Annotated in this window: 26 protein-coding genes, 1 tRNA gene and 1 pseudogene; 20 read left to right on the forward strand and 8 right to left on the reverse strand. The window is 58.1% G+C overall.

Translation table 11 applies throughout. From position 1 onward, the window contains the following. Nucleotides 1–231: 231 nt before the first annotated feature. The 7 genes from BLU28_RS02290 to motA all read right to left on the reverse strand — a co-directional run bounded on the left by BLU28_RS02290 (nucleotide 232) and on the right by motA (nucleotide 7008). Nucleotides 232–1548, reverse strand: coding sequence for a flagellin N-terminal helical domain-containing protein (locus BLU28_RS02290; protein WP_077986639.1), 1317 nt, complete (start codon nucleotides 1546–1548; stop codon nucleotides 232–234). 305 nt (nucleotides 1549–1853) lie between these two features. Further along, entirely contained in the window at nucleotides 1854–2291 is a 438-nt protein-coding gene (locus BLU28_RS02300; RefSeq protein ID WP_004439999.1) for a hypothetical protein, read from the reverse strand. 5 nt (nucleotides 2292–2296) lie between these two features. Next, complete coding sequence (gene flhB, locus BLU28_RS02305; RefSeq protein WP_004439997.1) at nucleotides 2297–3379, reverse strand: flagellar biosynthesis protein FlhB; 1083 nt, start codon at nucleotides 3377–3379, stop codon at nucleotides 2297–2299. A gap of 125 nt (nucleotides 3380–3504) precedes the next feature. Beyond that, nucleotides 3505–4548, reverse strand: coding sequence for a flagellar motor switch protein FliG (gene fliG, locus BLU28_RS02310; protein WP_004439994.1), 1044 nt, complete (start codon nucleotides 4546–4548; stop codon nucleotides 3505–3507). A gap of 27 nt (nucleotides 4549–4575) precedes the next feature. Continuing rightward, entirely contained in the window at nucleotides 4576–5115 is a 540-nt protein-coding gene (fliN, locus tag BLU28_RS02315; RefSeq protein WP_077986638.1) for a flagellar motor switch protein FliN, read from the reverse strand. A gap of 64 nt (nucleotides 5116–5179) precedes the next feature. After that, a complete protein-coding gene (locus BLU28_RS02320) occupies nucleotides 5180–6139 on the reverse strand; it encodes a FliM/FliN family flagellar motor switch protein (RefSeq protein ID WP_168247072.1) in 960 nt (319 codons plus the stop codon). Continuing rightward, complete coding sequence (gene motA / locus BLU28_RS02325; RefSeq protein ID WP_004439982.1) at nucleotides 6136–7008, reverse strand: flagellar motor stator protein MotA; 873 nt, start codon at nucleotides 7006–7008, stop codon at nucleotides 6136–6138. The genes BLU28_RS02320 and motA overlap by 4 nt, the downstream gene beginning before the upstream one ends. A gap of 185 nt (nucleotides 7009–7193) precedes the next feature. Between motA and BLU28_RS02330 the strand changes: the two genes are divergently transcribed. The 19 genes and pseudogenes from BLU28_RS02330 (at nucleotide 7194) to BLU28_RS02425 (ending at nucleotide 25264) form a co-directional block, all read left to right on the forward strand. Continuing rightward, complete coding sequence (locus BLU28_RS02330) at nucleotides 7194–7973, forward strand: DUF1217 domain-containing protein (RefSeq protein WP_092651149.1); 780 nt, start codon at nucleotides 7194–7196, stop codon at nucleotides 7971–7973. A gap of 1 nt (nucleotide 7974) precedes the next feature. Continuing rightward, nucleotides 7975–8709, forward strand: coding sequence for a flagellar basal-body rod protein FlgF (gene flgF / locus BLU28_RS02335; protein ID WP_004439975.1), 735 nt, complete (start codon nucleotides 7975–7977; stop codon nucleotides 8707–8709). A gap of 11 nt (nucleotides 8710–8720) precedes the next feature. After that, nucleotides 8721–10127: a flagellar protein export ATPase FliI gene (fliI, locus tag BLU28_RS02340; RefSeq protein ID WP_077986637.1), complete on the forward strand. Its 1407-nt coding sequence runs from the start codon at nucleotides 8721–8723 to the stop codon at nucleotides 10125–10127. 41 nt (nucleotides 10128–10168) lie between these two features. Further along, nucleotides 10169–10693, forward strand: a complete 525-nt coding sequence (locus tag BLU28_RS02345) for a hypothetical protein (protein ID WP_373969202.1) — start codon at nucleotides 10169–10171, stop codon at nucleotides 10691–10693. Nucleotides 10694–10863: 170 nt separating this feature from the next. Then, nucleotides 10864–11256, forward strand: coding sequence for a flagellar basal body rod protein FlgB (gene flgB / locus BLU28_RS02350; protein ID WP_004439967.1), 393 nt, complete (start codon nucleotides 10864–10866; stop codon nucleotides 11254–11256). Nucleotides 11257–11259: 3 nt separating this feature from the next. Then, entirely contained in the window at nucleotides 11260–11679 is a 420-nt protein-coding gene (gene flgC / locus BLU28_RS02355) for a flagellar basal body rod protein FlgC (protein WP_004439964.1), read from the forward strand. Further along, a complete protein-coding gene (locus tag BLU28_RS02360; RefSeq protein ID WP_006698199.1) occupies nucleotides 11676–12011 on the forward strand; it encodes a flagellar hook-basal body complex protein FliE in 336 nt (111 codons plus the stop codon). The genes flgC and BLU28_RS02360 overlap by 4 nt, the downstream gene beginning before the upstream one ends. Nucleotides 12012–12029: 18 nt before the next feature. Then, the gene (flgG, locus tag BLU28_RS02365; RefSeq protein ID WP_003503427.1) at nucleotides 12030–12818 is read left to right on the forward strand and encodes a flagellar basal-body rod protein FlgG; all 789 of its coding nucleotides are present in this window, start codon (nucleotides 12030–12032) and stop codon (nucleotides 12816–12818) included. Between the two features lie 20 nt (nucleotides 12819–12838). After that, the gene (flgA, locus tag BLU28_RS02370; RefSeq protein WP_004439958.1) at nucleotides 12839–13327 is read left to right on the forward strand and encodes a flagellar basal body P-ring formation chaperone FlgA; all 489 of its coding nucleotides are present in this window, start codon (nucleotides 12839–12841) and stop codon (nucleotides 13325–13327) included. A 62-nt stretch (nucleotides 13328–13389) separates the two neighbouring features. Next, nucleotides 13390–14445, forward strand: a pseudogene (locus BLU28_RS02375) (flagellar basal body P-ring protein FlgI); the annotation flags it as partial. Continuing rightward, nucleotides 14442–14978, forward strand: coding sequence for a MotE family protein (locus tag BLU28_RS02380; protein ID WP_004439951.1), 537 nt, complete (start codon nucleotides 14442–14444; stop codon nucleotides 14976–14978). The pseudogene BLU28_RS02375 and the gene BLU28_RS02380, both read left to right, overlap by 4 nt. Beyond that, nucleotides 14975–15694 (forward strand): flagellar basal body L-ring protein FlgH, encoded by a 720-nt coding sequence (gene flgH / locus BLU28_RS02385; RefSeq protein ID WP_004439948.1) that lies wholly within the window; start codon nucleotides 14975–14977, stop codon nucleotides 15692–15694. The genes BLU28_RS02380 and flgH overlap by 4 nt, the downstream gene beginning before the upstream one ends. Nucleotides 15695–15721: 27 nt before the next feature. Further along, a complete protein-coding gene (locus tag BLU28_RS02390; RefSeq protein WP_006698201.1) occupies nucleotides 15722–16222 on the forward strand; it encodes a flagellar basal body-associated FliL family protein in 501 nt (166 codons plus the stop codon). Beyond that, nucleotides 16219–16956 (forward strand): flagellar type III secretion system pore protein FliP, encoded by a 738-nt coding sequence (gene fliP, locus BLU28_RS02395; protein WP_004439940.1) that lies wholly within the window; start codon nucleotides 16219–16221, stop codon nucleotides 16954–16956. The genes BLU28_RS02390 and fliP overlap by 4 nt, the downstream gene beginning before the upstream one ends. A gap of 372 nt (nucleotides 16957–17328) precedes the next feature. Beyond that, entirely contained in the window at nucleotides 17329–18339 is a 1011-nt protein-coding gene (locus BLU28_RS02400; RefSeq protein WP_006698203.1) for a flagellin N-terminal helical domain-containing protein, read from the forward strand. Nucleotides 18340–18926: 587 nt separating this feature from the next. Further along, entirely contained in the window at nucleotides 18927–20270 is a 1344-nt protein-coding gene (locus tag BLU28_RS02410) for a flagellin N-terminal helical domain-containing protein (protein ID WP_037090919.1), read from the forward strand. A gap of 347 nt (nucleotides 20271–20617) precedes the next feature. Next, nucleotides 20618–21970, forward strand: a complete 1353-nt coding sequence (locus BLU28_RS02415) for a flagellin N-terminal helical domain-containing protein (RefSeq protein ID WP_077986834.1) — start codon at nucleotides 20618–20620, stop codon at nucleotides 21968–21970. A 344-nt stretch (nucleotides 21971–22314) separates the two neighbouring features. Then, nucleotides 22315–23667 carry a flagellin N-terminal helical domain-containing protein gene (locus BLU28_RS02420; protein ID WP_092651152.1) on the forward strand — a complete coding sequence of 451 codons (1353 nt, stop codon included), beginning with the start codon at nucleotides 22315–22317 and terminating at the stop codon, nucleotides 23665–23667. A 259-nt stretch (nucleotides 23668–23926) separates the two neighbouring features. Next, on the forward strand, nucleotides 23927–25264 hold the full coding sequence (locus BLU28_RS02425) for a flagellin N-terminal helical domain-containing protein (RefSeq protein WP_004439930.1): 1338 nt from the start codon (nucleotides 23927–23929) through the stop codon (nucleotides 25262–25264). Between the two features lie 201 nt (nucleotides 25265–25465). On the opposite strand, the gene BLU28_RS02430 is transcribed toward BLU28_RS02425, so the two are convergent. Continuing rightward, nucleotides 25466–25540 (reverse strand) — tRNA-Thr (locus BLU28_RS02430). Nucleotides 25541–25695: 155 nt separating this feature from the next. Between BLU28_RS02430 and BLU28_RS02435 the strand changes: the two genes are divergently transcribed. Then, nucleotides 25696–25962, forward strand: coding sequence for a hypothetical protein (locus tag BLU28_RS02435; protein WP_004439927.1), 267 nt, complete (start codon nucleotides 25696–25698; stop codon nucleotides 25960–25962). Nucleotides 25963–26033 lie beyond the last annotated feature (71 nt).

Raw genomic sequence — 26033 nt, forward strand, 5'->3', positions numbered from 1 at the left:
CGGGCAGAAAACCGGAGTCCGCTTTTCCTGGAAATGCTCTAAGCCGTTTGGCGGCACCACCGTCATCCTTGCTACCCTGCCCGTCTCTTCCATGATTGCCGGAGGACCGCGCCATGCGATCCGCCCCATATTGCCCCGACGTTAGGTGTTCAAACTTGTGCGAGGATGAAGGCGGAACTGTTCAGCACGTCTGCGCCACGTTTCCGCGCATGCCCGTGCGAGGAAGCTCCATTACTTGAAGAGCTGAAGAATATTTTCCGCATTGGCGTTGGCGATGGAGAGTGACTGGATACCGAGCTGCTGCTGTGTCTGGAGCGCCTTCAGCTTGGTCGATTCCTCGTTCATGTCAGCATCGACAAGACGACCGATGCCCTTGTCGATCACGTCCATCAGGCTCGACACGAAGTTCTCCTGCATGTCGATACGGCTCTGCAGCGAGCCCAGGCTGGACGCCGCGCTGGTCATCGCTTCGAGCTGACCGTCGACAAAGGACATCATCGCATCCAGCACGTCGGCTTCGGTATATTGCTCTCCCGTCATCGTTCCCATTTTCTGGGCGAGATCGGTGAGCTTGTTGATGTCGAGCGTGGAGACGGAGATTCCGAGTTTACGATTGTCGGGGTCAATTGCCGCAGTGACATCGTAATACCAGTTGGTGCTCGGCGATGTCGTGGTCGCGACGGGGGTAGTGCTGTCGGTCGCCGGAGCGCCTGCCGCTGCCGGATCGGTGGAGGTGAGCTTTACCCACACACCATCACCGATCTTCAAATAACCCTCCGTATTGGCGGCATTGGTATAGATGCCGGTCGCCTTGACGGAAAAACCTGCCAGTGCCGCCACTTCGCTATCCTTTAGCGTCGGAACGACATAATCCTTGTCGGTGACGGTGGGAGCGGCGGGTGCCGCGGGCGTATCGGTCGTGCGCATCGTCACGATCGTCTCGTTCTTGCGCAGGAATCGCGCTTCGGTGTCGAGAATGCCGAACTTGCCGCCGCTCAGATCGAAAAGCACCGTGCTCGAATCGAGTGAATAATCGACCGTCGTCACCCCGACTGCGCCTGCGGCGGTGCGGGTAAATGAAGCGACGACCTTCTTGATGACCGGCTCTTCCGCGGGCGGCGTCTTGCCGTCGCCGATCTTCGCCTGGAGCCAGTTTTCGCCGGAGAAAGACGCCGATTCGGAGATGCTCTTCAGCTGATCCTGAAGCTGCTTGATTTCTTCCTGGATCTTCGTCCGGTTGCTGCCCACACCATAAGCGGCAACCAGCTTCGCCTTCAGCGATTTGACCGTCTCAATAGCACTTTCCACGGCTTCGAAGGCGGTGTCGACCTTGGCGGCGCCGAGACCAAGTGCGTCCTGAACGGCCGAAAGCGCAGCATTGTCCGAGCGCATGGTCGTGGAGATAGACCAATAGGCCGCGTTATCCGCTGCCGTCTCGACGCGGTAACCGGAGGAGACGCGCGCCTGCGTGGTCTCGAGGTTCTTGTCGATCATGCGCAAGGTTTGCAGCGCGGCCATTGCCGCCGCATTGGTCATAATGCTGGTCATGGGTTCCACCCAATTCAAAATGTAAGAAATAATCCGGCGCTGCGCCGGAAACGAGCAGAGGCATCATGCGCATCGGCGGTGGTTGAAATGATCCACCGCGACCTGCCGTTCGTTAACAAATCGTTAATTCGATAGGTACCAAACAACAACGCTGATTTGCAAGGCGTTCCTCGCTTTCCCATAACGGTTTTGCGCGCGGTGGCAGGCTTCGGGCAAGGTCGGGTGAAAAAGCGATCAGGCAAAACCGTCGCGACCGCCATTTCGGCAGTCGCAACCGGTCATCGACTGGATATTCGGCGGATGGTTCAGGCCGCTTCGCCCTGGTGGGTCGAAACGAATCGGGCGGCCATCAGGCTATGGCGGAGGAACTCGGTGTTTTCGTCGGGATTTTCCGAAGGGTTCTGAAACGACACATGATTGATTTCGACCGCCGCATGTTCATTGGCCAAGATCAATTGTGCATAGACCGTGGCGCCGATCGGTTTGATTTCGAGATCGAGAACGATCTCCGGCGCGCCTTCCCATTCGAGTTTATATTCGCCGCCGGCGCCGAAATTGATCGTACCGGGATGATAATAAAGCTCCGCAGCCGATGACACGAGATCGGCAATGCTGCCGTAGCACTCGAATCTGAGCAGCGAAATCAGGTCGGCCGGGTCTAGCAATCGTAGTTCTGTAGCGATCGGGTTGATCGCCTCTGCGACGATCATTTCCCGCTGTTCAGAATAGGCGGATTTTTTCATTGGTCTTATTGAACCCGTATTTTCGATGACTTCATGGCGTAAACCCGATGAACAAGCTCAGCCACAGCCTTGTAAAAGGCTGGTGGAATCACACTATCGATCGAGACTTGCGCAAACATGGAGCGCGCAAGCGGCGGGTCCTCAAAAACGGGGATATTATTTTCTTCCGCAATCTCGCGGATTTTCAATGCGATAAGGTCCTGGCCCTTGGCAACGACAACAGGCGCGTCGCTTTCTTCACGCACGTAACGCAACGCCACCGCAAAGTGTGTCGGGTTGGCGATGACGAGGGTCGCGCGAGGCACGTTGTTGATCATACGGCGGCGGGCACGGTCGCGGGCAATCGATCGCTGACGGGATTTGACAACCGGGTCGCCCTGCGACTGCTTGTATTCTTCCTTCACCTCATGCTTCGTCATTTTCAGCTGGGTGAACCAGTGATGGCGCGTCCATAAAACGTCCACGGCGGCGAGCAATGCGGTCGAAAGCAGGATTACGATCATCATCTTTTTGACGATCTCGACGACCCGGACAAAAATAACCTGCGGATCGGAAAACATCAGATCGATGAGGCTGTAGAACTCGCCGCGCAGAGCGAAGAACATGATGGTCGAGACGATCATGATCTTGAAAACGGACTTTCCGAATTCCACGAAACCCTGCTTGCTATAGATGCGCGTGAAACCCTTGGCGGGCGATACGCGGGACCATTGCGGGCGCACCCGTTCCAGCACCGGCGACGGCAGGTTCTGGAAAAACGAAGAGGCGAGGCCGAAGACGATGAACATGATCATGGCCGGCATGAGCAGATAGGCCATGGACGTGCCGAGGAAGTACAAAAGCGACAGGGCGTCTGGCCTGGTGCTGAGGTCCCATTGTTCGGGCTGGCCGAACAGGTCCTTCAGCGTCTCGCCGATGCGGCTGGCACCGTCGGGCAGAAAGAAAACGAGATAACAGTAAAAGGCCAGTGACGACGCAAAGATCGGCACTTCACGGGAAAAGGGCAGATTGCCCTTTTCCGCCGCATCACGGAGTTTTTTCTCCGTTGGGGCTTCTGTTTTACTGTCCTTGTCCTGATCGTCTGCCAAGGCACGTTCCCGGGATAAAAAAAGGCCCGCCGATCCCGGCAGGCCGTCGTCCCGAAACTAGCGCCGGGGGCTGGCCACCGCAATGGCCGCCTGCAGCAGATGGCCGGTTATCAACCGGCTTCCACTCAGGCCGCAGCCGATTGTTCTTCCGCGGCAGCGTCCTTCAGCTGGATCTGGCCGGAATTGGCCAGCCGGATCGCCTCCTGTGCAACGGCACGGCGGGCAATCGCTACTTCGCGGGTGTTGATCGAGGCCTGCGGCACCGCAAGGTCCGATTCGATCATGCGGCGCTGGCGCGGACTGATGCTGGAAAGCACACATTCCTTGATTTCCATCGTGGCGCCGCGCAGCGCCATCGTCAGAACATCGGCCGACACATCGTTCAGCAGCATGACACGGCTGCGCTGCGGCATGAACATGAGGTCGTCGAAGAGGAAGATCTTCGGCTTGACCTTGTTTGCGGCTTCCTTGCTGAGCGTCTCGAGCGAGCTGAGCAACGTATCGACCTGCGGCTTGTCCAGTTCGTTCATCAGGTCGGCAACCTTCGTGGAACCGCCGGCATTGCGCTCGGCTTCGATTTCGTTGATGAGGTTGACCACACGCTTCTCGATGATCTGGGCGGCCGTCGGGCTCACCTCCTTCATGTTCACCGTGCGGTTCATGATATCGGCGCGCTGCTCTTCCGGAATGGTCAAAAGAACCTTGGCACCGAAGGACGAGGGCAGCATGGAGAGAATATAGGCAATGGTCTGCGGATGTTCGCGCAGCAGGAACTTGCCGACGAATTCCGGCTCTGCTTCCTGCAGGCGGTCCCAGATCGATGCTTCATAGGCCTGGAACGCAGCGCGGCGGCCGAGAAGGCTGTCCACTTCTTCAGGGGTCAGACCTTCTTCGAGAATGCTCTCGATTGCCTTGGCATTGTCCATCAGACCCGTTCCTTCGGTGAACAGGTCCTCGAACTCGGCCACGATCTGCGCAAGTTCATCGGGAGGAATGACGCGAAGGGTCTGGGCCGAGGAAATGATCATCTGCAATTCGTGCTGCGTGAAAAACTTCAGCAGCTTGCCGGCGACGCCCTTGCCCATGGCAAGAAGCACCGCGGCCGCCTTGTCGGCCTGAGACAACGGCTTGCCCGCAATTGGGTTACCGAAATCTTCAAAGTCCATCATGGTCTTTCCTCTCCGTCCCCACAGGGATCAGGCTTTCTTCGTACTCAGTACTTCAATCAATTTTACGCCGAAGCGCGTATCGTCGTCTTCCAGAACCGTTATTTCACCGCGCGCAATACGGCGGCCATTCACCATGATCTCGACCGGCTCGCCGATCTTGCGGTCGAGTGCGATCGTCGCGCCCTCCTCCAGGCTCATCAGCCCCGAGACGAGCATTCGGCTGGTGCCGAGAACGATCTGGACATCGATCGGGATATCCATGATCAGGTCGATGTTTTCGGACAGGCCGCTGCCCAGCGGTGCCTTTACGCCCGCAACCTGCGGGGCGGCGGCAAAATCGTCCATCGCAAAATCGGCCGCTCCGCCACCGAAGGCGGAAAGGTCGGTATGCGTAGAAACCTCGTCCGTACTTCCGAAATCGCCGAAGTCGCCAAAATCGGAGAGCGAGCCTTCCGCATCCGTCTTGAGGACGCCACGCAGATCGCCGATAGCCTGGTCGAGGTCCCCGCCGTCTTCAAACGACGGCAACGCCGCATCATCGGTCACAGGTGTTTTCTTCGTAGCCATGCGCTGATTATTCCCTTTGAAACTTGCGTCAGCCTGCCCAAACCCAAAAAGGTCGGGCAGGATTTTAACCCATCAAATGTCGTAAGATCTCGTCGTCCGTGCTGACATTGTTCTTGACCCGAACCATGTAGCGGTCGCCTGACTTGCCGAATTCGCAATTATAGAGCTTGGAACCGTTAGCACTGACCTCAACGCCGATATCGTCCTGGTTGAGGGCCTGAAACGGAATGACATCGCCGGCCACCAGCTTCGAAATCGTACGGAGTGTCAGCGTTTCGAGCTTGATGCGCGCCTCAAGCGTGACCTGCGATCTCTTCACCTGTTCCGAGATCATCTCCATCCACTCTTCCTGCTTCTTCAGCGCCTGCGCTGAAGCCTTGGGAGCGACGATGGATGTCTTGAGCAACGGACGCTGCGGTATGATCAGCGAGAATTCCGACGACACTTTGCCAATGTCGATTTTCATGCGGATGTTAACGCCGTAGAGGCCCGCAATCATCTCGTCGAAGGCACTTTTGCCATCGGAATTGAACGGCGGCTCGATAGCCGCTTCAAAACCGCCCGGCGCGTTGACTCCGGAACGGAGCACGCCACCGATACGTCCAAGGACCATGGCAGCCAGATCGAGCTCGATATGGGAAAGACTGCGCTCATCGGGTTCGCCGATGCTGTCCGGTGCTGCACCGAGCATGCGCTCCATGAGCGCGATGACGAAGCCATTACCGACCGTCATCATGAAGTTCGGGCACCAGTTGCGCAGGGAACAATCGGCCACCGCGACATTCTGCCCGACATTGGCGATCAGGTCGGTCATGAGCCCCGATTCGGAGCCGATATATTCGACGTCTATCGCAATGCCGGTCTCGCTGTGAAAAATATCCGGCAGGAATTCGCTGTAGAGGTGGCCGATATCGGAACCGATCTTCGCGATCGTCCTGCGGTCGGAAAGCCCGCCGGTGAGTTTCGCGAGCAAGGCGGTGTCGATGGCGGGAGCTTTTTGCGCTGCAGCTTTTGCCATGGTCATGCCGCCTTGTTCTCGCCGCCGGGATTCATCATCTCCTGCTCGACGGCGTCGATGGACGGCCGCTCGTAGTTGGAGATGGTCTTGCGGCCATATTCAAGCGCAACCTGCGGCACCGAACCGTTCATGTAGGCGATCAGCGTCTGCTTGACGATGATGTAGAGGCGATGCTGCTTGGTGCGGACGATCTTGACCTGCGAGGCGAGCGGATTGCAGATCGAATAGGACAGGATGATACCGAGCATGGTGCCGACCAGCGCGGCGCCGATGAGGCCGCCCAGCACTTCAGGCGATTCATTGATCTTGCCCATCGCCTTGATGACGCCGAGAACCGCTGCGACGATACCGATGGCAGGGAAGGAATCGCCCATGGTGGTGATCGCGTGGTAAGGCTTCAGCTTGTCGTGGAGGATGGTCTCGATTTCTTCATCCATCAGCGCCTCGATTTCGTGGCTGCGGGCATTGCCGATGATGATGAGGCGGACATAGTCACAAATGAACGAGGTCAGTTCCTTGTTCTTCAAAACCGATGGCGCGCTCTGGAAGATCGAGGATTCCTCGGGATTGTCGATATGGGCCTCGATCTCGTTGCGCGATTTCGTGCGCAGGTCTCGCATCAGCGAATAAAGCACGCCGAGCACGTCGAGATAGTTGCGCTCCTTCGGAACCGAGTGCTTGAAGGCCTCGCCGAGCGCCTTGCCAGAATCCTTCACGACCTTCATCGGGTTCGCCATGATGAAGCCGCCGAGACCGGCGCCGCCGATGATCATCAATTCGAACGGCTGAATCAGCACGTCCAGATGACCGCCCATCGCCATGTAGCCGCCGATGATGCAGCCGAAGGTGATTATAAGTCCAATTACAATATTCATTGATCGACCACGCCCGAACAGTGTTCCATGCCGCCATGTCTAAAAAATGTGGCTTGCGTGAACCTGTCCGCAAAGCCTCTCCGCGCTTCAGCCTCCAGCCAGTTTCGCACAAGCAAGCCGCGGCACTATGCCGGCAAAGGCGGACGTGCGCCTTGAGATCGGGATCAAACGAGAGCGGCGGTTCAGTGACTTCCACCTACACCAGCTACAGACTGATCAGTCAGGATATCGGCAAGTCGCTTGAGCGGGTGTCGAAGCAGCCGGACGTGGCGCGTGAGACCGAATATTACCGCGCAAAGATCGGCGACGTGAAATCCATAGACGATTTCATGGCGGATACCCGCCTTTACAATTACGCGCTCAAGGCGCACGGGCTCGAGGATATGGCCTATGCGAAAGCCTTCATCCGCAAGGTCCTGACAGAAGGCACGACCGACAAGAATGCCTTCGCCAACAAGCTTTCTGACAGCCGTTACGCGGATTTCGCGAAATCGCTGAATTTCGCGGATCTGGGTGCGGCGGCGACTTCGGTCGATGCAGCCCAGTCGGGCGTCATTACCAAATACACCCGGCAGACGCTGGAACAGGAAGCGGGCGACGACAATAACGGTGTTCGTCTCGCCCTTTATTTCGAGCGCAAGGCGCCGACGATCAAATCCGGCCTCGACTTTCTGGCCGACGATGCGCTCGCGCAGGTGTTTCGCACGGCCTATAACCTGCCCGACGAATTCGCCGGGGCAGATGTCGAGAAACAGGCCGCCCTCATCGAAAAAACGATGGATGTCAAGGACCTGCAGGATCCTGAAAAGGTCGGCAAGCTGCTGGAGCGTTTCACCATCATGTGGGAAATGCAAAACCCCTCGACGACCTACGATCCCCTCGCCGTCTTCGGCTCCTCCAGCGGCTACGGTATCTCCGCCGATCTGCTGATATCCATCAACTCCCTGAAACTCGGAGGCAAATGATATGCAATCCGGACTATACGTCGCCCTGTCCTCGCAGATCGCGCTGGAGCGTCGTCTTACCACCATTTCCGACAATATGGCGAATGTGAACACGGTCGGCTTCCGCGGTTCCGAAGTGAAATTCGACGAAATGGTCGCCAAGAACCATAATGACATGAATGCCAAGATCGCCTTCGTGTCCCAGGGCAACGACTATCTCTCCACGCGCCAGGGCGCTTTCGAGCAGACCGGCAATTCCTTCGATTTCGCCATCAAGGGCGATGCCTGGTTCTCGCTGGATACGCCCGACGGTCAGATTCTGACCCGTGACGGCCGCTTCACCATGCGGCCTGACGGCGCGCTCATTTCCTCCAGCGGTTACCCGGTCCTCGACGCCGGCGGCGGCCCGATCCAGCTCAATCCGAATGGCGGCCCGATTACCGTGGGTCTTGACGGAGCCATCAGGCAGAACGAAAACATCGTCGCCACGCTTGGCATCTTCCAGGCGGATTTTTCGCAAGGTTTCCTGCGCCACCCCAATAGCGGCGTGAAGCCCGTGGCTCAGCCGGTCCCCGTCGTCAACAATCACGAGGTCGGCGTCGTTCAGGGTTATCTCGAACAGTCGAACGTCAACGGGATTTCCCAGATGACGCAGCTCATCCAGGTCAACCGTGCCTTCGAAAGCATCTCCTCTCTGATGCGCGATACCGAATCGACGTTCGGCGAGGGCATCAAGACGCTTGGTGGCGCGCGCTGAGGAGCTGACCGATGACAATGCCGGTATCCATGCTTTCGGCTGAAGCCATTTCACCGAAGCTCGCCCAACTTGCCGGCCTTGCCGGACATTATGCCGATCCGGAATTTTCGGTGGCGCCGGGCGGCCACGTTCGCACCATCGCCGCCGGGCACTATACCGTGTCCGGCCTGTCCCGGCATGTGCGGCTTGGCGAGTTTGTTGCCCATCGCAGCCCGACCGGCATCCATCTCGGCGAAGTGGTGCGCGTTGAGCCGGATATCTGCTACGTGTGCCCTATCGAGCCGGGCGAACCGATCGGCATTCACGATTCCGTCATCCGCAAGGGCGCCTTCCGTGTCGCGCCTGATGATAGCTGGTGCGGACGCACCATCAATGCGCTTGGTGAACCTATCGACGGCCAGGGACCGCTTGCCGCGGGCATTGAACGCCGTTCGATTTCCAACAATGCGCCACCCTCAATGACCCGCAAGAGGGTGGAGACCCCGTTCAAGACCGGGGTGCGGGCAATCGATATTTTTTCGCCGCTGTGTCTCGGCCAGCGCCTTGGCATTTTCGCCGGCTCGGGCGTCGGCAAATCCACGCTGCTGTCCATGCTTGCAAAGGCTGACGCCTTCGACAAGGTGGTGATTGCACTGGTCGGCGAGCGCGGACGTGAAGTGCGCGAATTCATTGAAGATACGATGGGCGAGAACATGAGCAAGTCCATCGCCGTTGTCGCGACGAGCGATGAAAGCCCAATGCTGCGCAAGATGGCGCCACTTTCCGCCGTCACCATTGCAGAGCATTTCCGCGATCAGGGCGACAATGTCCTCCTCATCATTGACAGCGTGACGCGATTTGCCCATGCGATCCGCGAAGTGGCCGTTGCTTCGGGTGAACCGCCGGTGGCGCGCGGTTACCCCGCCTCCGTCTTCACCGAGCTGCCGCGTCTTCTAGAGCGGGCGGGACCGGGCGCCGAAGGCACCGGCACCATCACCGCCATCGTTTCCATTCTGGTGGATGGAGACAATCATAACGATCCGATCGCCGATTCGACCCGCGGTATTCTCGATGGTCACATTGTGCTCGACCGCAGCCTTGCAGAAGAAGGCCGCTACCCGCCGATCAATCCGCTCGCCTCGATCTCGCGTCTCGCCAAGAAAGCATGGACGCCGGATCAGGAAAAGCTGGTCTCGCGCCTCAAGGCGCTGGTCCATCGCTTCGAGGAAACGCGGGATCTTCGCCTCATCGGCGGTTACCGGCCGGGCACCGACCCAGACCTCGACATGGCGGTGAAGCAGGTTCCGATCATCTATGAAACGCTGAAACAGCTGCCGAACGAACCGGCGGCACAGGATGCCTATGCTGACCTTGCGACCGCATTGCGCGGCGGCGCGCAGAACGGCCAGCCGCAGGTAACCCCGAGAATGAGAGGCTGACCGTGAAGAAAAAGCGGAATAACGATAGCTACGATGAAGACGTGCTGCCCAAGCCCGTTTTCTTCACACCCGACCGTATTCTGGCATGGACAGGCATCACGCTTGCCGCTGCAGCAGCCTTCTTCCCCTGGTACGTGTTCTTCAATGAGGAAAAATTCGGCATGAAGGTGGCGGGCGGCGACCGCACCCGCGATCTGCCCCATACCGGCCCGCGGGAAGTCTTCAGTGTTTCTCCGATGGCGATGACCAATCGCAACAAGGAAGACACCCCACCGCCGGCCGAACTGCCCGACATGCTGACGACGGCGACCGTGAACGCAGGCGGCAAGGAAAAACAGAACAATCTCGCAGCCGGGGTCGAGGACCAGCCCTTCCCCGGCCAGACCGCCTTCCGTCTGCTGCATGTCTCCAACGGCCGCGCCCTGATCGAAGACGGTTCGGGCATGTATATGGTGAGGGTCGGCTCGACCCTGCCTGATAATGCGCTGCTGACGAAAATCGAGCAACGCAACGGCGAGTGGTTGATAGAGACATCCTCTGGAAAAACCTATCACCCCGAAAAATAAAAGAAATTTCTTCCGATCAAAAGGCGCGCGGCATCTGCTGGCGCGCCTTTTTTCTTTGTGCAGGCCGCGCATCCATGCGCCTTTTCCCGTCGTCGCACCCCTTCGTCTTCTCCGCAAGTCTGACGCAAGATTAGCCCCGTAGGTTCGGGGCATACGAGATGGAGAAGTCTATGCAACCGATTCAACTGTTCGAACTGGCATCCCGCCAAGCGGAATGGCTGAGCGTGCGGCAGGAAGTCGTGGCGACCAACATCGCCAACGCCAACACACCCAAGTTCCACGCCAAGGATGTCAGCCCATTCGAAGCGGTCATGCAGGCCACCAGCCAGCAGGTCGGCATGGCGAGGACCAACCCTGCCCACTTCGGCGAGAGCACACTCAGCGACAATATCGCGGTGCGCGACAACCCGGTCAACAACGAGATCGGCATGCAGGAATCGGGCAATTCGGTCGCGCTTGCGGAAGAAATGACCAAGACCGGCGAGATCAAGCGGCAGTACGAGCTGAATGCCAATCTCGTCAAATCCTTCCATCGCATGATGCTGATGACGGTTAAGAGGTAAGCCATGGATCCCTTGAGTGCGGCGAGCAAGATCGCCGGCAGCGGCCTGGAAGTGCAGTCCACCCGACTGCGCATCGTGTCTGAAAACATCGCCAATGCCAGATCGACGGGTGACACACCCGGCGCGGACCCCTATCGCCGCAAGACGGTCACCTTCGGTTCGGAACTCGACCGTGTCAGCGGCGTCGAGCGCGTGACGGTGAAAAAGCTCGGCGTCGATCGCGGCGACTTCATCAACGAATACGACCCCGGCAATCCGGCCGCCGACGCAAACGGCATGGTGAAGATGCCGAACGTCAACATCCTGATCGAAATGGCAGACATGCGCGAAGCAAACCGCAGCTACGACGCCAATCTTCAGGTCATCCGCCAGACACGCGACCTCGTCGCCTCCACCATCGACCTTCTGAAGGCATCGCAATGATCGACGGCATCAAGCAACTCGGCTCCCTCTCGCTGACGCGCGGCGCCGGCAGCGTTTCCTCGCTCACCGACAATATTTTCGGCAGCGAGCAGACGACACCAGCGCAGCAGACCGGTCAGAGCTTCGCAAGCGTTCTCGGTAATGTTTCCGTTGACGCGATGAACAACCTCAAGAAGGCCGAAGTCGCTTCTTTTGAAGGCATTCAGGGCAAGGCGAATACGCGTGAAGTCGTCGATGCCATGCTTTCGGCCGAGCAGTCGCTGCAAACCGCCATCGCGCTCCGAGACAAGATCGTGTCGGCCTATCTCGACATTACCAAGATGCAGATCTAGCCCAGCAGGAATATTGACATGAGAGCTCTTGCCATCGCTGCCACCGGTATGGACGCCCAGCAGACCAATCTGGAAGTCATCGCCAACAACATCGCCAACATCAACACCACCGGTTACAAGCGCGCGCGGGCGGAGTTCACCGATCTTCTCTATCAGACCGAGCGCATGCAGGGTGTGCCAAACCGCGCCAACCAGGCGATCGTGCCCGAGGGCGCCAATATTGGCCTCGGCGTGCAGACCTCGGCCGTGCGCAACATCCACACCCAGGGCAACCTGATCGAGACCGGCAACAAGCTCGACGTCGCGATCATCGGTCAGGGCTGGTTCCAGATCGAGGCGGCCGATGGTTCGACGCTCTACAGCCGCGCTGGCGCCTTCAACAAGAATGCCGATGGTAATCTCGTGACGGTGGATGGCTATAACGTCATTCCGAATATCAATATCCCGACCGATGCGCAGGACATCACCGTTACCCGCACGGGTCAGGTGACGGCCCGTATCGGCAACGCCGCCGACTTCACCGAGCTTGGCCAGCTGACCATCGCCAACTTCGCCAACGAAGCCGGCCTGAAGCCGCTCGGCGACAACCTCTTCGCCCAGACACCGGCTTCCGGCGACGCCGTCATCGGCGTGCCCGACGATCCGAGCTACGGCTATATCAAGCAATCCTACCTCGAAGGCTCGAACGTCGACGCCGTCAAGGAAATCACCGACCTCATCACGGCGCAGCGCGCCTATGAGATGAATTCCAAGGTCATCACCACCGCTGACGAAATGGCTTCGATTGTCAGCAAGAACCTGAAGTAAGAACGGAAAGGCAGGCGAACATGAGGTTTGGCCGGAAAAATAACAGCTGCAAAAGGGCGCTCGCCCGTATGTGCCTGGCGTCTGCCTTTTCAATCGGCGCTTTCGCGCCTGCCTTCTCGCAGGCGCCAATGGCGCTGGTTCCCGTGCGTACCATCTATCCGGGCGAGACGATCACGTCCGAACAGGTGAAGCCGGTGGAGGTGACCAATCCCAATATTTCCGCGGGTTACGCGAGCGACATCAGCGAAGTGGAAGGCATGATCTCCAAGCAGACCCTGCTTCCCGGCCGCACGATCCCCGTTGCCGCCCTGCGCGAACCCTCGCTCGTCACGCGCGGCACCAGCGTCAAGCTCGTCTTCACCATCGGCAATATGACGCTGATGGCTTCGGGAACACCGATGACCGATGGCTCGCTCGGCGAAGTGGTACGGGTACGCAACATCGATTCCGGCGTCATCGTCAACGGCACGGTCATGAAGGACGGAACCATTCAGGTGATGGCGAAATGAGAGTGCTTCGTATCCTGGCCGCGGCCATCCTGTTTTCGGCCCAGCCCTTCCTTCCCGTTCCGGCAGCCCATGCGGATACGTCCCGCATCAAGGATATCGCATCGCTGCAGGCGGGGCGTGACAACCAGCTCATCGGTTACGGTCTCGTGGTCGGCCTGCAGGGCACGGGCGACAGCCTGCGTTCTTCGCCGTTTACCGAGCAATCCATGCGCGCGATGTTGCAGAATCTCGGCATCACCACGCAGGGCGGCCAGTCGAATGCCAAGAACATCGCCGCCGTGATGGTGACGGCCAATCTGCCGCCCTTCGCGAGCCCCGGCAGCCGCGTCGACGTGACGGTGAGCTCGCTCGGCGATGCCTCTTCGCTGCGCGGCGGCAACCTCATCATGACGTCGCTTTCCGGCGCCGACGGGCAGATTTACGCGGTCGCGCAGGGCGCACTGATCGTCAACGGCTTTTCGGCGCAGGGCGATGCGGCAACGCTGACCCAGGGTGTCACCACGTCGGCGCGCGTGCCAAACGGCGCGATCATCGAACGGGAGCTGCCGTCGAAGTTCAAGGATTCGGTCAATCTGGTCCTTCAGCTGCGCAACCCCGACTTTTCGACGGCCGTGCGCGTCGCAGACGTCGTCAACGCCTTTGCCCGCGCCCGCTATGGCGATCCGATCGCCGAACCGCGCGATTCGCAGGAAATCGCGGTGCAAAAGCCTCGCGTCGCGGATCTCACCCGGCTGATGGCGGAAATCGAAAACCTGACCGTCGAGACGGATACCCCGGCCAAGGTCGTCATCAACGAACGCACCGGCACGATCGTCATCGGTGCGGATGTGCGGATTTCGCGCGTCGCCGTCAGCTACGGCACGCTGACCGTGCAGGTGACCGAATCACCGCAGGTCATTCAGCCGGCACCCTTCTCGCGTGGCCAAACGGCGGTGCAGCCGCAGACGGATATCATGGCCATGCAGGAAGGCAGCAAGGTCGCCATTGTCGAAGGGCCTGACCTTCGCACGCTGGTTGCCGGTCTCAACAGCATCGGGCTCAAGGCGGATGGTATCATCGCCATCCTGCAAGGCATCAAATCCGCCGGCGCCCTTCAGGCGGAGCTTGTGCTGCAATGATGGAACGTCAGACCAAAAATCCGCTTTCGAATGGCCTCGTCCGCTTCGCGGCGGTCGCGTCGCTGCTGTTCCTGCTGCCGGCCGCCGGCGCGGAGAGCCAGCAGAACGTGGTTTCAGAACTCAGCACGCAGGATGAAATCCAGAAATTCTGCACCAACATTGCCGATGCGGCCCGGGATCAGCGTTACCTGATGCAGAAGCAGGAGCTCGAGAAGCTCCAGTCCGACGTGAACGAGCGCATTTCCGTGCTGGAAAACCGCAAGGCTGAATATGAAGACTGGCTGGCGCGCCGCGAACATTTCCTCAACCAGGCCAAAAGCAACCTCGTCGACATCTACAAGACGATGAAGGCGGATGCCGCCGCACCGCAGCTTGAGAAGATGCATGTGGAGATTGCTGCCGCCATCATCATGCAGCTGCCGCCGCGTCAATCCGGCCTCATCCTCAGCGAGATGGACGCGCAGAAAGCTGCCACCGTCGCCGGCATCATGTCGCAGGCAATCGACAAAAACACTTCGAAGGATCCTTCATGAGCACGCGTCGTCTTCCGGCCCTCCTCCTGCCGCTCGCTCTCCTGGCAGGCTGCCAGAACAACCAGACCCTGAAGGAAATCGGTAACGCACCGGCGATGAGCCCGATCGGCAGCGGTCTGCAATTCAGCCAGACACCGCAGATGGGCATGTATCCCAAGCAGCCGAAACACATGGCAAGCGGCTATTCACTGTGGAGCGACAGCCAGGGCGCACTTTTCAAAGACCTGCGCGCGCTGAACATCGGCGACATCCTGACCGTCAACATCCAGATCAACGACAAGGCCGATTTCGACAACGAAACCGAGCGTAACCGCACCAACTCCAGCGGCTTGAACTGGAAGGCCAAAGCCCAGATCCTTGGCTGGACGCCGGACGCGGATTCCAACATCAAATACGGCTCCGACACCGATACCCAGGCCAAGGGCAAGACCAAGCGGTCTGAAAAGCTGACGCTGCTCGTGGCCGCCGTCGTGACGGGTATTCTCGAAAACGGCAACCTCATCATCAGCGGCTCGCAGGAAGTGCGCGTGAACCATGAAATCCGCATCCTCAACGTTGGCGGTATCGTCCGGCCGCAGGATGTGGATGCTCAGAACATGATCTCCTACGAGCGCATTGCCGAAGCGCGCATCTCCTACGGCGGTCGCGGCCGTCTGACGGAAGTGCAGCAGCCTCCGGTCGGGCAGCAGGTCGTCGACCTGTTCTCGCCGCTCTGACGCCGCACACGGGGAACGGACTGATCCATGGAAAACGAACAGGCAGAGGGCAAGAAGAAATCCTCCCCTCTGATCATGACCATCGCAGGTGTTGTGATCCTCACCCTGCTCGGCGTGGGCGGAGGCTGGCTCGTCGGCGGCATGATCGCACCGAAGATTGCCGCAACCGAGGCCCATGCCACCGCTGCGGCCGGTGGTCATGGCGAGAAGAAGGAAGAGGGTGTCGAGAAAATCGCGGCGGAACCGAACGGTATCGTCCAGCTCGATCCCATCACCACCAATCTCGCCTACCCCTCGACGAACTGGGTGCGGCTGGAGGTGGCGCTGATGTTCAAGGGGCCGGTGGAAGTCGGACTGGCCGAGGATATCCATCAGGATATCATGGCCTATGTCCGCACCGTTTCCCTTCAGCAGCTGGAAGGGCCGCGCGGCTTTCAATATCTTAAGGATGACATTCAGGAACGAGTTGACCTGCGCTCTCAAGGGCGCGTATCCAAGGTCATGTTCCGGACCTTTGTCATCGAATGATTCGATTTCTTGTAACCATCGCCGTCCTCCTCGCTTTGCCGGGCCTTGCCAATGCCCAGCAATTTCCGTCCGATCTGTTCAACACGCAGATAGACGGGTCTGTCGCGGCATGGATCATCCGCACCTTCGGGCTTTTGACGGTTCTTTCCGTCGCGCCCGGCATCCTGATCATGGTCACGAGCTTTCCGCGCTTCGTGATCGCTTTCTCTATCCTGCGCTCCGGCATGGGGCTCGCTTCCACGCCGTCGAACATGATCCTTCTGTCGATGGCGATGTTCATGACCTTCTACGTCATGTCGCCCACCTTCGACAAAGCCTGGACCGACGGCGTGCAACCGCTGTTGCAGAACCAGATCAACGAGCAGCAGGCCGTGCAGCGCATCGCCGAGCCCTTTCGCACCTTCATGAACGCCAATACGCGTGACAAGGATCTGAAGCTGTTCGTGGATATTGCCCGCGAACGCGGCCAGGAAGTGATGACCGACAACGTCGTCGATTATCGAGTGCTGGTTCCGGCCTTCATGCTGTCGGAAATCCGGCGCGGTTTCGAGATCGGTTTCCTTATCATCCTGCCGTTCCTGGTCATTGATCTGATCGTCGCCACCATCACCATGGCCATGGGCATGATGATGCTGCCGCCGACTTCCATCTCCCTGCCCTTCAAGATCCTGTTTTTCGTGCTGATCGACGGCTGGAACCTGCTTGTCGGCAGCCTCGTCAGATCGTTCAACTGACGGGCATTCGTGCCGAACTGACACCCATTAACCCTGTTTCTTAACCCCGCGTGCCCAAGGCCGCGGGGTTTTGGCGTTTTAAGACTTTGGTTACCAGCTTCGCTAGCGGATGAATAACTATAATTTTAAATTAAAAACTTACCTTTCATAGAAACAAACCAGTAACCATATGTATTTTCTAATATTTCTTCATTCGTAAATTAATAATTATGTAAGTTTTGACTGCGAAATTCGCCTCACACACAGCGGGTTTGGTTTCCAGAAGCAAGTAATTCTGAACCGAGTGGCATGAAGCCGAAACGTTGTGACCGGTAATACACAGTCCGGAATGTCCCCAACTCCAGTATCTCGTAAACACAAGGGACAAATACTATGGCAAGCATTCTCACCAACGCCTCCTCTATGGCTGCACTCCAGACCCTGCGCTCTATCGGCCAGAACATGGAAACGACGCAGGGCCGCATCTCGACCGGCCAGAAGGTAAGCTCCGCCGCCGACAACGCTGCTTACTGGTCCATCGCAACGACCATGCGTTCGGACAATTCCGCCCTTTCCACCGTTTCCGACGCTCTCGGCATTGGCGCCGCCAAGGTCGACACTGCCTATGCGGGCATGGAAGCCACCATCAAGGTCGTTCAGGAAATCAAGGACAAGCTCATCCTTGCCCAGGACCCGACCGCCGACAAGAAAAAGATCCAGAAGGAAATCGGCCAGCTCCAGAAGCAGCTGACCTCCATCGCCGACTCCGCGACCTTCAACGGCGAAAACTGGCTGAAGACCAAGGCGTCCAACGATGGCGTAGCGTTCGCTGCCGGCACCGACGACGCGGCTATCGCGAACCTGAAGAAGCAGGTTGTCGCATCCTTCACCCGTGACTCCGCTGGCGCCGTCAAGGTTCAGCGCGTTGACGTGCAGCTCAGCGGCTCGAACGTTCTGTTCGACACCGGCGCTGTAACGGACGGCAAGGGCACGGGCATTCTCGACAAGGCTGCAGTCGCAGACGGTGTAAAGCAGTCCATTTCGAACCTCGATATTTCGGACCTGTCGATCTACAAGGGCGCCGGCGCCACGATGCTCGGCACCGCCGCTGCCACGGACAACGACATCCTCGACAAGCTCATCAGCCACGTCGACAAGCAGCTTGAAACCCTCAACAGCGCCGCTGCTGATCTGGGTGCAGTCTCCAACCGCATCTCCATGCAGGAAGACTTCGTTACCAAGCTGTCCGACACGATGGAAAAGGGTATCGGCCGCCTGGTCGACGCCGACATGAACGAAGAGTCCACCCGCCTCAAGGCTCTGCAGACACAGCAGCAGCTGGCAATCCAGGCTCTCTCGATCGCCAACAGCGACTCGCAGAACATCCTGTCGCTCTTCCGTTAATCGGATCGTAAATGACGAAATGCAAGCCGCGCCCGAAAGGGCGCGGTTTTGTTTGTTGCATACTGCCAAATCCCCGGCAGAATTTGTTTACCATCCTTATTTTCGAAGGATTTACCACGATCCCAGCAAGCGCTTTGGTACTCGTCTAAATTAGTGATTTGGAAAGCACCGGCTGTCAGATTTTACCCACGGACAGCGGATAGCCGCGACCAGAATGACATGAATGACGCGATTGCAAGCGGGGGCTGACCGTCTCGCGATCGCGTGAATGGGGCGAGTGCAAGGGAGGCTGACCCGAGCACACCACCTGTCGACAAAGCCGCATCCGGCAACGGGTGCGGCTTCATTTTTTTTTAAACATTTCAGAATACGCGCGCGCACGCGTAAGGGTTGCAAAACAAATCTTCGGAATGCATTTTTTAGAAAATCCTTAGGTGTTCATTAACTATATAAAGGTTAGCTAAAGCCATCGAAACGGTGAGCTAACCTTTAAAAATCAGCCGGTTAGCAGGCATGATGCTGTGCGCCGTTCCCGGTGAGTCCGGAATGTCCCTTTTCTAATCAGCCATTCAAGGGGCAAATCTACCATGACGAGCATTCTCACTAACGTCGCAGCCATGTCTGCACTCCAGACCCTGCGTTCTATCGGCCAGAACATGGAAACGACGCAGGACCGCGTTTCCTCCGGCCAGCGCGTCGGCGAAGCTTCCGATAACGCTGCTTACTGGTCGATCGCGACCACGATGCGTTCCGATAACGGCGCCCTTTCTGCCGTGCAGGATGCCCTCGGCCTCGGCGCTGCCAAGGTTGATACCGCCTATTCCGGTATGGAATCGTCCATTGACGTCGTTAAGGAAATCAAGAACAAGCTGGTCGCTGCTCGCGAACCCGGCGTAGACAAGTCGAAGATCCAGGAAGAAATCTCGCAGCTTCAGGATCAGCTGAAGTCGATCTCCAGCTCCTCTTCCTTCTCCGGTGAAAACTGGTTACAGGCAACCATCAGCAACGGTGCCGGCGAACTGAAGAACGTCACCAAGCAGATCGTTGGTTCCTTCATTCGCGATGCCGCCGGTAATGTCTCCGTAAAGACCGTTAACGTTGACCTGAGCCGCAACACGGTACTGTTCGACACGTCTTCGGGCGCTGCAAAAGACAAGCAGGGCGTTCTCGACTCCTTTGCCTACTTTTCTTCCACCGGCAGCTACAAGCTGTTCGAAATCACCAATGACTCGGACGGCGCAGGCGCCGCACAGCCGGTAACCAAGGTTGCCGCAGCCAAGGTTTACACCGAAGCTCAGCTGAAGGGCCTGAAGGAAGCAACTGCCGGTACCGCCGTCACCTTCACCACCGCCGCCGCAACGGGTATCGTCACGATCGCTAACGCCGACACGACGGTCCCCAACGTCAACGGCACCTACTTCAATCTTGGCAACGACCAGTACGTGAAAATCAACACGACTGCGCCGACAGCTCCGGCAACCAAGACCAGCATTGCCGTGGGCCTCGACGGCACCACCAAGATCTACCTGGAAGAAGGCGCTGACGCCCAGCTCGCAACGCAGCTCACCTACTCGCTGACGTCGCTGGACATCACCAAGGACCTGACCGGCACGTTCAAGAACAGTGACGGCTCGGCAGTCTCGGAAAACCAGTATCTCGACGCGATGGTTTCCTTCGTCGACAAGCAGCTCCAGAGCATGACATCCGCCGCCGCCGACCTCGGCTCGGTCAAGATGCGCATCGAACTGCAGGAAAACTTCGTCAACAAGCTGACCGACTCGCTCGACAAGGGCGTTGGCCGTCTGGTGGACGCGGAAATGAACGAAGAATCGACTCGCCTCAAGGCTCTTCAGACCCAGCAGCAGCTCGCTGTTCAGGCCCTGTCGATCGCCAACAACGACTCGCAGAGCATTCTCTCGCTCTTCCGTTAATTCCGACACTCAATCGTCAAATGCGAACCGCGCCCGAAAGGGCGCGGTTTTTTTTCGTTTTATCGCCCGCGTTTCAAAGCGATGATCGTGAAGACCGCTCAAGGCAGCCCGTCCGACGCGGATGGCAAATATTACGTTTCAGTTTTTTAGATGGTATGCACGTATAAATTTTATCGCTAGATTTTTACTACTTTAAGTATTTGTTAACCATAAGGCAGTTAGCTAGAGCCATCGAAGCGGTGAGCTAACCTTTTAAAATCAGCCAGTTAGCAGGCATGATGCTGTGCGCCGCTCCCGGTGAGCCGGAATGTCCCTTTTCTAATCAGCCATTCAAGGGGCAATTTATTATGACGAGCATTTTGACAAACATCGCAGCCATGTCTGCACTCCAGACCCTGCGCTCCATCGGCCAAAGCATGGAAGCCACGCAGGACCGCGTATCCTCCGGCCAGCGCGTCCGGGAAGCTTCCAACAATGCCGCTTACTGGTCCATCGCGACCACGATGCGTTCCGATAATGGCGCCCTTTCCGCCGTCCAGGACGCCCTCGGCCTCGGCGCCGCCAAGGTCGACACCGCCTATTCCGGCATGGAATCCTCGATCGAGGTCGTCAAGCAGATCAAGAACAAGCTGGTGGCCGCCCGCGAAGCAGGCGTCGACCGGACCAAGATCCAGGAAGAGATCTCCCAGCTGCAGGACCAGCTGAAGTCCATCTCCAGCTCCTCCTCCTTCTCCGGTGAGAACTGGCTGCAGGCCAAGATCAGCGATGGCACGGGCAACCTCTCCGACATCACCAAGGCGGTCGTCGGCTCCTTCATCCGCGATAACAGCGGCAACGTTTCCGTCAAGACCATCAATGTCGCATTGAGCAACGAGACGGTTCTGTTCGACACCTCGTCCGGCGCGGCAAAAGACAAGCAGGGTATTCTCGATGCCTACGCCGTCTATTCCTCGACGGGTTCATACAAGAACTTCGAAATCACGACAGGCGTCGGCGCCGCAAAGGCCACCACGGTTAAGGCAGCCGTCGTCTTCACCGAAGCACAGCTTAAGGGCTTGACCCCTGCAACGGCAGGAACCCCGGTCACTGTTACCCCGGACGCGACCACCGGCCTCTATGTTGTCGCATTGGGCGCTGGCACACCGGAAAACGGCGCATACCTGAAAATCGGTGACGATCAGTATGTCAAGGTCATGGGCGACGGCACCGCAGCGACTGCCTCGACGGGTACCGCCGCCATCGACACCGCTCAGAAAGCGCTCGGCACCTCCGCAATCGGCACCACGAAAGATGGCCAAAACGTCTACCTGAGAACGGATGCCAACGGTCAGCTCGCAAAGTCACTGTCCTACTCCCTGACCTCGCTGGACATCACCAAGGATCTCGTTGGTCCCGCCACCGTGACCCTGACGCCCGAGCAGGCGCTCGACGCCATGGTTTCCTTCGTCGACAAGCAGCTCCAGAGCATGACATCCGCCGCCGCCGACCTCGGCTCGGTCAAGATGCGCATCGAATTGCAGGAAAACTTCGTCAACAAGCTGACCGACTCGCTCGACAAGGGCATCGGCCGCCTCGTCGACGCGGAAATGAACGAAGAATCCACCAAGCTGAAGGCCCTTCAGACCCAGCAGCAGCTCGCTGTTCAGGCCCTGTCGATCGCCAACAACGACTCGCAGAGCATTCTCTCGCTCTTCCGTTAATTCCGACACCGATCGTCAAATGCGAACCGCGCCCGAAAGGGCGCGGTTTTTTCGTTTTATCGCCCGCGTTTCAAAGCGATGATCGTGAAGACCGTTCAAGGCAGCCCGTCCGACGCGGATGGCAAATATTACGTTTCAGTTTTTTAGATGGTATGCACGTATAAATTTTATTCTCAACTATTTTCTACTTTAAGTATTTTTTAATTCGACAGCGTTTAGCTGAAGCCATCGAAGCGGCGGGCTGACCTTCAAGAAAGTAGCCGGTCAGCAGGCATGATGCTGTACGCCGCTCCCGGTGAGCCGGAATGTCCCTTTTCTAATCAGCCATTACAGGGGCAATTTACATGACGAGTATTTTGACAAACATCGCAGCGATGACTGCACTCCAGACCCTGCGCTCCATCGGCCAGAACATGGAAGCCACGCAGGACCGCGTGTCCTCCGGCCAGCGCGTCCGGGAAGCTTCCGACAATGCCGCTTACTGGTCCATCGCGACCACGATGCGTTCGGATAATGGCGCCCTTTCCGCCGTTCAGGACGCCCTCGGCCTCGGCGCCGCCAAGGTCGACACCGCCTATGCCGGCATGGAATCCTCGATCGAGGTCGTCAAGCAGATCAAGAACAAGCTGGTGGCCGCCCGCGAAGCAGGCGTCGACCGGACCAAGATCCAGGAAGAAATCTCCCAGCTGCAGGACCAGCTGAAGTCCATCTCCAGCTCCTCCTCCTTCTCCGGTGAGAACTGGCTGCAGGCCAAGATCAGCGATGGCACGGGCAACCTCTCCGACATCACCAAGGCGGTCGTCGGCTCCTTCATCCGCGATAACAGCGGCAACGTTTCCGTCAAGACCATCAATGTCGCATTGAGCAACGAGACGGTTCTGTTCGACACCTCGTCCGGCGCGGCAAAAGACAAGCAGGGTATTCTCGATGCCTACGCCGTCTATTCCTCGACGGGTTCATACAAGAACTTCGAAATCACGACAGGCGTCGGCGCCGCAAAGGCCACCACGGTTAAGGCAGCCGTCGTCTTCACCGAAGCACAGCTTAAGGGCTTGACCCCTGCAACGGCAGGAACCCCGGTCACTGTTACCCCGGACGCGACCACCGGCCTCTATGTTGTCGCATTGGGCGCTGGCACACCGGAAAACGGCGCATACCTGAAAATCGGTGACGATCAGTATGTCAAGGTCATGGGCGACGGCACCGCAGCGACTGCCTCGACGGGTACCGCCGCCATCGACACCGCTCAGAAAGCGCTCGGCACCTCCGCAATCGGCACCACGAAAGATGGCCAAAACGTCTACCTTCAAACCGGCGCCAACAATCAGCTCGCAAAGTCACTGTCCTACTCCCTGACCTCGCTGGACATCACCAAGGATCTCGTTGGTCCCGCCACCGTGACCCTGACGCCCGAGCAGGCGCTCGACGCCATGGTTTCCTTCGTCGACAAGCAGCTCCAGAGCATGACATCCGCCGCCGCCGACCTCGGCTCGGTCAAGATGCGCATCGAATTGCAGGAAAACTTCGTCAACAAGCTGACCGACTCGCTCGACAAGGGCATCGGCCGCCTCGTCGACGCGGAAATGAACGAAGAATCCACCAAGCTGAAGGCCCTTCAGACCCAGCAGCAGCTCGCTGTTCAGGCCCTGTCGATCGCCAACAACGACTCGCAGAGCATTCTCTCGCTCTTCCGTTAATTCCGACACTCGATCGTCAAATGCGAACCGCGCCCGAAACGGCGCGGTTTTTTTGTTATCGTTAATAGAAATTATTATTTCCTAATTTTATTAATACAGGTTTAGGCTTTGTTAACCATTCGCGCCCTAAAAACTGGTCATCGAAACGATTGGTTAACCAAGACGAAAAAGAGGTTAACAGGCATCAAGCCGCTCGATCGTTCCCGGCGGCAATCCGGAATGTCCCTTTTCATTTCAGCCAATCAAGGGGCAAATCATTATGACCAGCATTTTGACCAACGTTGCGGCCATGGCCGCCCTCCAGACTCTTCGCGCCATCGGCAGCAACATGGAAGAAACCCAGTCGCGCGTTTCCTCCGGCATGCGCGTCAAGACCGCATCCGACAATGCCGCCTACTGGTCGATCGCGACCACCATGCGTTCTGATAATGGCGCCCTCTCCGCCGTACAGGACGCTCTCGGCCTCGGCGCCGCAAAGGTTGATACCGCCTATTCCGCCATGGAAACCACCGTCGATGTCGTCAAGGAAATCAGCAAGAAGCTGGTTGCCGCCCGCGAAGCAGGCGTTGACAAGGCCAAGATCCAGGAAGAAATCCGCCAGCTTCAGGACCAGTTGAAGAGCATTGGCGAATCCGCCTCCTTCTCCGGTGAAAACTGGCTGAAGGGCAAGATCAGCGACGCGTCCGGCAATCTGACGCCCATCACCAAGCAGGTCGTCGGCTCCTTCATCCGTGACGGTGCAGGTAATGTCGCCGTCAAGACCATCAACATCCAGGTCGACAACAAGACCGCGCTTTTCGATACGACCACCGGCGCGACGAAAAACGGCATTCTCGACAGCGCCGCCTATTACTCCGATACCGGCGCTCTTCGCGATTTCGAGATCACGACAACGACGCCCGCAGGTGTCCCCACAACAACACCCTATACCGCAAAGGTGTTTACCGAAGCGCAGCTTCTCGGTTTCCCCTCGGGCACGACAACCACGGTTTCCGCCGCAGACCCGGTAACCGGCCTCGTTACAGTCGCTGCCGCCACCACTGCACGAAACAACGGCACCTACTTCAAGATCGGTGAAAACGCCGCCGGCGAAGCGCTTTACGTGAAGGCCAACAACACGGCGCCGACACCTGCCGGTACCACGGTAACCGCGATCGGCACCGGTGGAACGTCCGGCAACAATATCTATCTGGAAACCGCCGCAGCGGATTCGCAGATGGCGCAGAAGCTCGACTACTCGCTGATCGACCTCGACATCACGAAGGACCTGGCCGGCCTGACCAATTCAAAGGGACAGCCGCTGACCGAAAACGAAGGTCTCGATAACATGATCCAGTTCGTCAACACCCAGCTGGAATCGCTCATCAGCGCAAGCGCCGATCTCGGCTCGATCAAGATGCGCCTCGATCTGCAGGAAGACTTCGTCTCCAAGCTGACAGACTCCATCGACAAGGGCATCGGCCGCCTCGTCGATGCGGACATGAACGAGGAATCCACCAAGCTCAAGGCTCTCCAGACGCAGCAGCAGCTGGCGATCCAGTCGCTTTCCATCGCCAATACCAGTTCCGAAAATATCCTGTCGCTATTCCGTCAGTAAGCGGCGCCCGTTGGCTACGGGCGGTTTCGTCCCGCTCTGGCAGCAACAGAATATTCGGATGTGGAAACCGCGCTTCGCAAGGGGCGCGGTTTTCGCTTTTGCGAAGCTTTCACCAAGCGGCAACACTCCGGAATGCGGTGAGCAACATGCGGGGTGCAGGGCTTGAGTAAGCGCGCAACTTCTTGAATTGTTAAGGTAAAATGGTGCTGCTAGAGAGATTTGAACTCTCGGCCTCTCCCTTACCAAGGGAGTGCTCTACCCCTGAGCTATAGCAGCATCCGGTGCCGAAGCGATCACTTCAGCATCAAGCGTGGCGGCCTATTGCCACAGGTTTTTGACGAGCGCAAGTCGCAAAACGATATTCTTCATCAAGCGGCGCAAAAAAGCGCCCCCCCTGTTGAAAACAGCATTTTTCAGATATTGCTGAATCTATGACCGAACATCACGACAAACAGGTGAAGACAGCGCTCTGCGGGGACTTTTCCGCGGGCGCATCCGACGCGGCGGCCAGCGGCAAGCCGCAGGCGGGGCCCGGCGAAAAGGCGCGCCAGCGCGAGGCGGAACGGAAGGCGCGTGCCGCGAAGAAACTTCGCGAAAATCTTTTGAAGCGCAAACAACAGGTTCGCGCGCGCCGTGCCGGCGACGCAGACGACACCATTGGCCTGCCTGCCGCAAAAACGGACGAATCATCCTCATAGAGAATTCACAGCATAAAATTGAAACGCCGCGGAAATTCGTCTAAGGACGCGCCTTTCCGCAAGGCACGATA

The organism is Agrobacterium pusense, from assembly GCF_900102105.1.
GTDB lineage: Bacteria > Pseudomonadota > Alphaproteobacteria > Rhizobiales > Rhizobiaceae > Agrobacterium > Agrobacterium pusense.

Coding starts and splice junctions, on each gene's coding strand:
- fliI (WP_077986637.1), top strand. CDS start 8,721: ATGACAATGCCGGTATCCATGCTTTCGGCTGAAGCCATTTCACCGAAG.
- BLU28_RS02420 (WP_092651152.1), top strand. CDS start 22,315: ATGACGAGTATTTTGACAAACATCGCAGCGATGACTGCACTCCAGACC.
- BLU28_RS02410 (WP_037090919.1), top strand. CDS start 18,927: ATGACGAGCATTCTCACTAACGTCGCAGCCATGTCTGCACTCCAGACC.
- BLU28_RS02400 (WP_006698203.1), top strand. CDS start 17,329: ATGGCAAGCATTCTCACCAACGCCTCCTCTATGGCTGCACTCCAGACC.
- motA (WP_004439982.1), bottom strand. CDS start 7,008: ATGAATATTGTAATTGGACTTATAATCACCTTCGGCTGCATCATCGGC.
- fliN (WP_077986638.1), bottom strand. CDS start 5,115: ATGGCTACGAAGAAAACACCTGTGACCGATGATGCGGCGTTGCCGTCG.
- BLU28_RS02380 (WP_004439951.1), top strand. CDS start 14,442: ATGATGGAACGTCAGACCAAAAATCCGCTTTCGAATGGCCTCGTCCGC.
- flgA (WP_004439958.1), top strand. CDS start 12,839: ATGAGGTTTGGCCGGAAAAATAACAGCTGCAAAAGGGCGCTCGCCCGT.
- BLU28_RS02435 (WP_004439927.1), top strand. CDS start 25,696: ATGACCGAACATCACGACAAACAGGTGAAGACAGCGCTCTGCGGGGAC.
- flgH (WP_004439948.1), top strand. CDS start 14,975: ATGAGCACGCGTCGTCTTCCGGCCCTCCTCCTGCCGCTCGCTCTCCTG.
- BLU28_RS02300 (WP_004439999.1), bottom strand. CDS start 2,291: ATGAAAAAATCCGCCTATTCTGAACAGCGGGAAATGATCGTCGCAGAG.
- BLU28_RS02390 (WP_006698201.1), top strand. CDS start 15,722: ATGGAAAACGAACAGGCAGAGGGCAAGAAGAAATCCTCCCCTCTGATC.
- BLU28_RS02425 (WP_004439930.1), top strand. CDS start 23,927: ATGACCAGCATTTTGACCAACGTTGCGGCCATGGCCGCCCTCCAGACT.
- flgC (WP_004439964.1), top strand. CDS start 11,260: ATGGATCCCTTGAGTGCGGCGAGCAAGATCGCCGGCAGCGGCCTGGAA.
- flgF (WP_004439975.1), top strand. CDS start 7,975: ATGCAATCCGGACTATACGTCGCCCTGTCCTCGCAGATCGCGCTGGAG.
- BLU28_RS02320 (WP_168247072.1), bottom strand. CDS start 6,139: ATGACCATGGCAAAAGCTGCAGCGCAAAAAGCTCCCGCCATCGACACC.
- flgB (WP_004439967.1), top strand. CDS start 10,864: ATGCAACCGATTCAACTGTTCGAACTGGCATCCCGCCAAGCGGAATGG.
- fliP (WP_004439940.1), top strand. CDS start 16,219: ATGATTCGATTTCTTGTAACCATCGCCGTCCTCCTCGCTTTGCCGGGC.
- BLU28_RS02360 (WP_006698199.1), top strand. CDS start 11,676: ATGATCGACGGCATCAAGCAACTCGGCTCCCTCTCGCTGACGCGCGGC.
- BLU28_RS02290 (WP_077986639.1), bottom strand. CDS start 1,548: ATGACCAGCATTATGACCAATGCGGCGGCAATGGCCGCGCTGCAAACC.
- flgG (WP_003503427.1), top strand. CDS start 12,030: ATGAGAGCTCTTGCCATCGCTGCCACCGGTATGGACGCCCAGCAGACC.
- fliG (WP_004439994.1), bottom strand. CDS start 4,548: ATGATGGACTTTGAAGATTTCGGTAACCCAATTGCGGGCAAGCCGTTG.
- BLU28_RS02415 (WP_077986834.1), top strand. CDS start 20,618: ATGACGAGCATTTTGACAAACATCGCAGCCATGTCTGCACTCCAGACC.